This is a genomic window from Halomonas sp., assembly GCF_014859505.1.
Lineage (GTDB): Bacteria > Pseudomonadota > Gammaproteobacteria > Pseudomonadales > Halomonadaceae > Halomonas.
In genome coordinates this window covers 1-6,267 of record NZ_JACUUD010000143.1, presented here as the reverse complement: position 1 = coordinate 6,267, position 6,267 = coordinate 1, and the positions used below count along the sequence as shown (strand labels likewise).

At 64.6% G+C, this 6,267-nt stretch carries 6 protein-coding genes; all 6 read right to left on the bottom strand.

Annotation, left to right across the window (positions count from 1 at the left end):
• Positions 1-154, bottom strand: a 154-nt coding sequence (locus IBX53_RS13920; RefSeq protein ID WP_290910308.1) for an S-adenosylmethionine synthetase N-terminal domain-containing protein, incomplete at its 3' end; no start/stop codon positions are given.
• A 35-nt stretch (positions 155-189) separates the two neighbouring features.
• Positions 190-1,347, bottom strand: coding sequence for a cyclopropane fatty acyl phospholipid synthase (gene cfa, locus IBX53_RS13915; RefSeq protein WP_290910306.1), 1,158 nt, complete (start codon positions 1,345-1,347; stop codon positions 190-192).
• A gap of 179 nt (positions 1,348-1,526) precedes the next feature.
• Positions 1,527-2,381 (bottom strand): universal stress protein, encoded by an 855-nt coding sequence (locus IBX53_RS13910; RefSeq protein ID WP_290910304.1) that lies wholly within the window; start codon positions 2,379-2,381, stop codon positions 1,527-1,529.
• Position 2,382: 1 nt separating this feature from the next.
• Positions 2,383-3,873: a SulP family inorganic anion transporter gene (locus IBX53_RS13905; protein ID WP_290910302.1), complete on the bottom strand. Its 1,491-nt coding sequence runs from the start codon at positions 3,871-3,873 to the stop codon at positions 2,383-2,385.
• 443 nt (positions 3,874-4,316) lie between these two features.
• Positions 4,317-5,120, bottom strand: a complete 804-nt coding sequence (locus IBX53_RS13900; protein WP_290910299.1) for a slipin family protein — start codon at positions 5,118-5,120, stop codon at positions 4,317-4,319.
• A 78-nt stretch (positions 5,121-5,198) separates the two neighbouring features.
• The coding region (locus IBX53_RS13895; protein WP_290910297.1) for a nodulation protein NfeD at positions 5,199-6,267 on the bottom strand (1,069 nt) is incomplete at its 5' end.

Here is a 6,267-nt window from a genome sequence, read left to right as displayed (position 1 = left end):
CCACGCCGGTCTTGACCAGGGTCTCGCAGGCCACCCGTGCCTGCTTGTCACGGGCGATGATGGCATCGAGCACCGCGTCGGAGATCTGGTCGGCGATCTTGTCGGGATGACCCTCGGAGACGGATTCGGAGGTAAACAGGGAGTAGTCGCTCATCAAATGATCCTGGTGAGTGGAAAGTAGGGCATGAGTCAGCTGACGCGGTGATAACCGCCAAGGACACCTTTCTTGCTGAGCATGAATTGCCAGAGCTGGATGTCCCGGGCTCGGAAGGCCCCGGCACAGCTCAGCAGGTAGTAGCGCCACATGCGGTAGAAACGCTCGCCGTAGGCCTCGGCAAACTGCGGCCAGGCGGCCTCGAACTTCTCGTGCCAGGCCATCAGGGTCCTGTCGTAGTCGGCGCCGAAGTTATGCACATCCTCGACCACGAACAGCTCCTCGGCGGCATCGGTGACGTGACCCAGGGCCGGCAGCTCGCCGTTGGGAAAGATGTACTTGTCGATCCAGGGGTCCGGCGAGGAGTTGCGCACGTTCTTGCCGATGGTATGCAGCAGGAAGAGACCGTCGTCCTTGAGGCAGCGATGGGCCATCTCCATGTAGGTACGGTAGTTCTTGCGGCCGACGTGCTCGAACATGCCGATGCTGATGATGCGGTCGAACTGCTCGGTCTCGTCACGATAGTCCTGCAGGCGAAACTCCACCGGTAGCCCGCGCTGCATGAGTGACTTGCCATAGTCGGCCTGCTCGCGGGAGATGGTCAGGCCCACGCACTCCACGCCGTAGTGTTCGGCGGCATAGGCCATGAAGCTGCCCCAGCCGCAGCCGATATCCAGAACCCGCATGCCGGGCTCGAGCCCCACCTTGCGGCAGATCAGGTCGAGTTTAGCCTCCTGAGCCTCTTCGAGGTTGTCGGCATCCTTCCAGTAGCCGCAGGTATAGGTCATGCGCTTGTCGAGCATGGCGGCGTAGAAGTCGTTGCCGATGTCATAGTGGGCCTCGCCCACCTCGAAGGCGCGCTTGGCGGTCTGCAGGTTGATCAGCCGGGTGCGCAGGTGGTGGAAGACCAGCTTGCGGTGGCTGATCTTGTCCGGGAGACGGGCGCGCAGCAGGTGAAAGAAGAACGCGTCCAGGCGCTCGGCGTCCCAGTCACCGTTCACGTAGCTCTCGCCGAGGCCCAGGTTGCCGCGGGCGAGTGCCTCGTCGATGACGCCGTGGGCATTGAGCTTGATGTCCCAGGGTCGCTTGCCATTGATACGAATGTCGGCCTCGTCGAGCAGTTTGGCGACGAAGCGATGAGAGGACGAGGTCTCATCGAAGAACGCGGTGTGCGTCAGCGATTGGCTGTCCAATGGTCAGGTCCTTGTTCAATCCCCCCCTTTGGGGGTGGTCGTTCGATCCTCTATCTCTTGGGTAGGTGGATTGGTGGGGCGGGCTCAGGGTGGACTCGGGCTCATGATGCACTCTCCATGCTCTGGCATGATTAAAAAAGCCGGCACAACGTGCAGGACGGGGCCGGCTCGGGGAAAGGTCAGCGCAGCAGCAGGATCGGCACGCTGGCGCGGCGCAGCATCTCGGTGGTAGTGCTGCCCACCAACAGGTGGCGGATGCGCGAATGGCCGTAGGCGCCCATCACCAGCAGGTCGATGCCCTGCTCCTCCTTGTAAGCGCGCAGGGTGGCCTCCACCTCGCCGGCGCGGATGGCGCCCTCGGCCTCGTGGCCGGCCTCGCGCAGCGTCTTGAGTGCCCAGTCGAGTTGGGAGCGGTTATCGCCGGTCTCGGCGCCAACGATCACCACGTGCACCGGGATGCCGGCGAACAGCGGGCTCCTGGCCAGCATCTCCACGCCCTTGCGGGTGGTCTGGCTGCCGTCGAAGGCGATCATCACCTTCTTCGGGGCCTCGAAGGACGCCGGCACCATCAGAATCGGCCGATGCAGGGTGCGCACCACCCGCTCCAGATTGGACCCCAGGTGGCCACTGGCCTGCTCGGCGCCCTCGCCGCGCTTGCCGATCACCAGTAGGCGCATGTCATTCTGCAGCTCCTCCAGGGTCTCCACCAGGGTGCCGTTGCGCTGGCGGGTGACCGGCTCGGCGACGCCATCCTGGATGGCACGCTCCCGAGCAGCCTGCAGCATCAGCCGGCCCTGCTCCTGGGCAACCTTGGCGCGCTGCTCGTCGAGCCGTGAAAGCTCCTCGAGCAGACGCTCGCGCCCACCGGCCAGTAGATTGCCGGAAAGGTTGCGCTCCTCCGGCGGCACATGGTTGTCGTTCACGTGCAGGAAGGTCAGCGGCGCCTCCAGGGCCAGGCTGGCCCAGGAGGCGGCGTCGCAGACACCTTCGGAGAACGTCGAGCCGTCAATGGCGGCCATTACCTGTTCGGTCATATCAGTGTCCTCCCATCAGTTTCTCGACGGCTTCCGGATCGTCATGCACTGCGAAGCGATCGACGATGGTGGCACTTGCCTCGTTGAGGCCGATCATCTCCACCTCGGTACCCTCGCGGCGGAACTTGATCACCACGCGGTCCAGGGTCTGCACGGCGGTGATGTCCCAGAAGTGGGCGCGGGATAGGTCGATGGTGACCTTCTCCACGGTTTCCTTGAAGTCGAAGGAGCTGCCGAAACGCTCGGAGGAGGCGAAGAACACCTGGCCCACCACCTTGTAGATGCGGCGGCTGCCCTCGTCGGCCTCCTCGCTGCCGATGTAGAGGATGTTGCCCACCTTGTTGGCGAAGTTCATGGCGGCGAGCAGCACGCCGACGAAGACGCCGATGGCCAGGTTGTGAGTCACCACCACCACCACCACGGTGGCCACCATGACCATATTGGTGCTCATGGGATGCTTCTTGAGGTCGCGGATCGACGACCAGCTGAATGTGCCGATGGCGACCATGATCATCACCGCGACGAGTGCGGCCATGGGGATCTGGGAGACCCAGTCGGCCAGGAAGACCACCATCATCAGCAGCACCACGCCGGCGATCAGCGAGGACATGCGGCGGCGACCGCCGGACTTGATGTTGATCACCGACTGGCCAATCATCGCGCAGCCCGCCATGCCGCCGATCAGGCCGGAGCCGATGTTGGCGAGACCCTGCCCCTTGCACTCGCGGTTCTTGTCACTCTTGGTGTCGGTCAGGTCGTCGATGATGGTGCCGGTCATCATCGACTCGAGCAGGCCCACCACGGTCAGCATCAGTGCAGTGGGGAAGATGATCATCAGCGTCTCGAGGTTGAGCGGGACATCGGGCCACAGGAAGACCGGCAGGCTATCCGGCAGCTCGCCCATGTCACCGACGCTGCGGATCTCCATGCCGGTGAGCATGTAGACGGCGGTGAGCACCACGATGCAGATCAGCGGCGAGGGAATCGACTTGCCGACCACTGGCACATAGGGGAAGCCGTAGATGATCGCCAGGCCGGCCAGGGTCATGGCGTAGACGTGCCAGGTCACGTCGGTGAGCTCCGGCAGCTGGGCCATGAAGATCAGGATGGCCAGGGCGTTGACGAAGCCCGTCACCACCGAGCGCGACACGAAGCGCATCAATTCGGCGAGCCTTAGATAGCCGGCGATGATCTGCAGCACCCCGGTGAGCAGAGTGGCCGCCAGCAGGTACTCGAGGCCGTGCTCCTTGACCAGCAGGACCATCAGCAGCGCCATGGCGCCGGTGGCGCCGGAGATCATGCCGGAACGGCCGCCGGTGAAGGCGATGATCACGCAGATGGCGAAGGAGGCGTAGAGGCCCACCTTGGGGTCCACGCCGGCGATGATGGAGAAGGCGATCGCCTCGGGAATCAGGGCCAGGGCGACCACGATTCCCGCGAGGGTGTCGCCTTTCAAGTTGGAAAACCAACTCAGCTTCATTTTTTCGTACATGCTCGAGTCCAGTCGGGGGTGAATGTCATGCCGTCAGGCGTCAGGGCTGTCGGGCAACGCCGGGCCGCCGACCGCACCGCGAGCGCTGCGGTCCATGTCACGGACGATCGGGTATTGCCACTATGGGGATGGGCACCAGCGTGCCCGGCGACCACAGGGTGGCGCCATGCGGTGACGCCTCGATGACGAGGGCGCGACCATATACCATATAAAGAAGGAGAAGTGCGCTAGGGCGGCGTGGCCAGCCCTGCCGGGGGAGTCGTCACGTGCTGTCGGTTCCCTTGCTGTGCATCGCGTCAACGGGAACGAATTGAACGAAAGTCTTATGACCGCTCCCGGGGAGAGCGAAGATTCTAGCAGAACGGATGCTGCAGTGCACCCCCGGGCCGGGAGAGCAGGGGCCGCCACAGCCGGGCGGCCGTGGCGGCATGGGTGGGAAAGGCTCAGCTGGCGTCGCCCTGGTCGGGTGCCCTGGCGCCGGTGCGTGCCTGGGCGGCCGGCGAAGCCTTCAGGTGACGGAAGGCCTCCATGATGTCCATGGGCAGCGGGAAGAAGATGGTCGAGGCGTTCTTGTTGCTCATGTCGCTCATGGTCTGCAGGTAGCGCAGCTGCAGGGCGGCCGAGTTCTCGGCCATGACGTTGGCCGCCTCGACCAGCTTGCGCGAGGCCTGCAGCTCGCCCTCGGCGTGGATCACCTTGGCGCGGCGCTCGCGCTCGGCCTCGGCCTGGCGGGCGATGGCGCGGATCATGCTCTCGTCCAGGTCAACGTGCTTGATCTCCACGTTGGCCACCTTGATGCCCCACTCCTCGGTCTGGGCGTCGATGATCTCCTGGATATCGTTGTTGAGCTTGTCGCGCTCGGAGAGCATCTCGTCCAGGTCATGCTTGCCGAGCACCGAACGCAGGGTGGTCTGGGCCAGCTGGCTGGTCGCCACGGTGAAGTTCTCCACCTGGATGATCGCCCTCTCCGGATCGACCACCCGGAAGTAGAGCACGGCGTTGACCTTCACGGTGACGTTGTCCTGGGAGATCACGTCCTGCTCCGGCACGTCCATGGTGATCACCCGCAGGTCGACCACCTCCATCTTCTGGATCCCGGGGATCACGATGATCAGGCCGGGGCCCTTGACCCCCTGGAAGCGGCCGAGGAAGAAGATCACCCCGCGCTTGTACTCCGGCAGGATGCGGATCGAGGCGGCGATCAGCATGAACAGCAGCACGACCGGTACGAGATAGGAAATCAACATGATCTGTCTCCATGGTTGGCGTGAAGAGCTTGGCGCGAAAGGTTCTGCGTGAAGCCTGGCGGCATCGACCACGACGCCTTAGCGATCCTCCTCCAGAGGCTCGACCTCGACGGTCAGGCCATCGATGCTCGCGACCCGCACCCTCTGGCCCTTGACCAGCGGGCTGTCGCTGCGGGCATTCCAGCGCTCGCCCATCAGGCGCACGTGGCCGGTGCCGTCGAAGTCCTCGAGGACCCTGGCCTCGCTGCCGACCAGCTCCTCCTGCCCGCCCTTGGCCGGGCGCCGGCGCAGGCTCACGAAGCGGGTCATCACCCACAGCATCAGGACCGCGGCCAGCAGGGCGATGCCGCCGATCATCGGCAGCGAGATACTCAGGTTGTCTGCATCCATCAGAATCACCGATCCGATCACGAAGGCGACGATGCCGCCGATACCCAATATGCCGAAACTGGGCATCAAGGCCTCACCCACGATCAGCGCCAGGCCCACCAGAATAAGTGCCAGTCCGGCATAGTTGACCGGTAGCACCTGGAAAGCGAAGAGGGCCAGCAGCAGGCAGATGATGCCGATGGTGCCCGGCACCAGGCTGCCCGGGTTGGAGAGCTCGAAGATCAACCCGTAGAAGCCGATGATCATCAGGAAGTAGGCGACGTTGGGGTTGGTGATCACCGACAGCAGCTCGGTGCGCCAGTCGGGGTCGAAGCGCTCGATCACCAGGTTCTCGGTATCGAGGATCAGCTCGCCGCGCTCCATCACCACCGTGCGACCGTCGATCTGCTCGAGCAGGTCCTCGATGTCGCTGGCCACCACGTCGATGACGTTCTTCTCCAGCGCCTCCCGGGAGGTGAGGTTGACCGCCTCGCGCACCGCCTCCTCGGCCCAGTCGGCGTTGCGGCCATGGCGTTCGGCCAGGCCGCGGATATAGTAGACGGCATCCTCCAGCACCTTGCGCTCCATGGCCGTCTCGCCACGGCGCGGCCCATCGGCGGCGCGGCTGCGCTCCTCGGCCTCCTCGTCAGTGGCCTCGGCGTCGGGAATGGCCCCCTCGTCGCCAGCTCCCTCACCGTTCGCGTCGGCCTCTTCCTGCTGCGCCTCGCGCTCCTCGGCACGAGCACCGCCGCGATCGTCGTCGTCATCGTCGCCGCCG

Coding starts and splice junctions, on each gene's coding strand:
- IBX53_RS13910 (WP_290910304.1), bottom strand. CDS start 2,381: ATGACCGAACAGGTAATGGCCGCCATTGACGGCTCGACGTTCTCCGAA.
- IBX53_RS13905 (WP_290910302.1), bottom strand. CDS start 3,873: ATGTACGAAAAAATGAAGCTGAGTTGGTTTTCCAACTTGAAAGGCGAC.
- IBX53_RS13900 (WP_290910299.1), bottom strand. CDS start 5,120: ATGTTGATTTCCTATCTCGTACCGGTCGTGCTGCTGTTCATGCTGATC.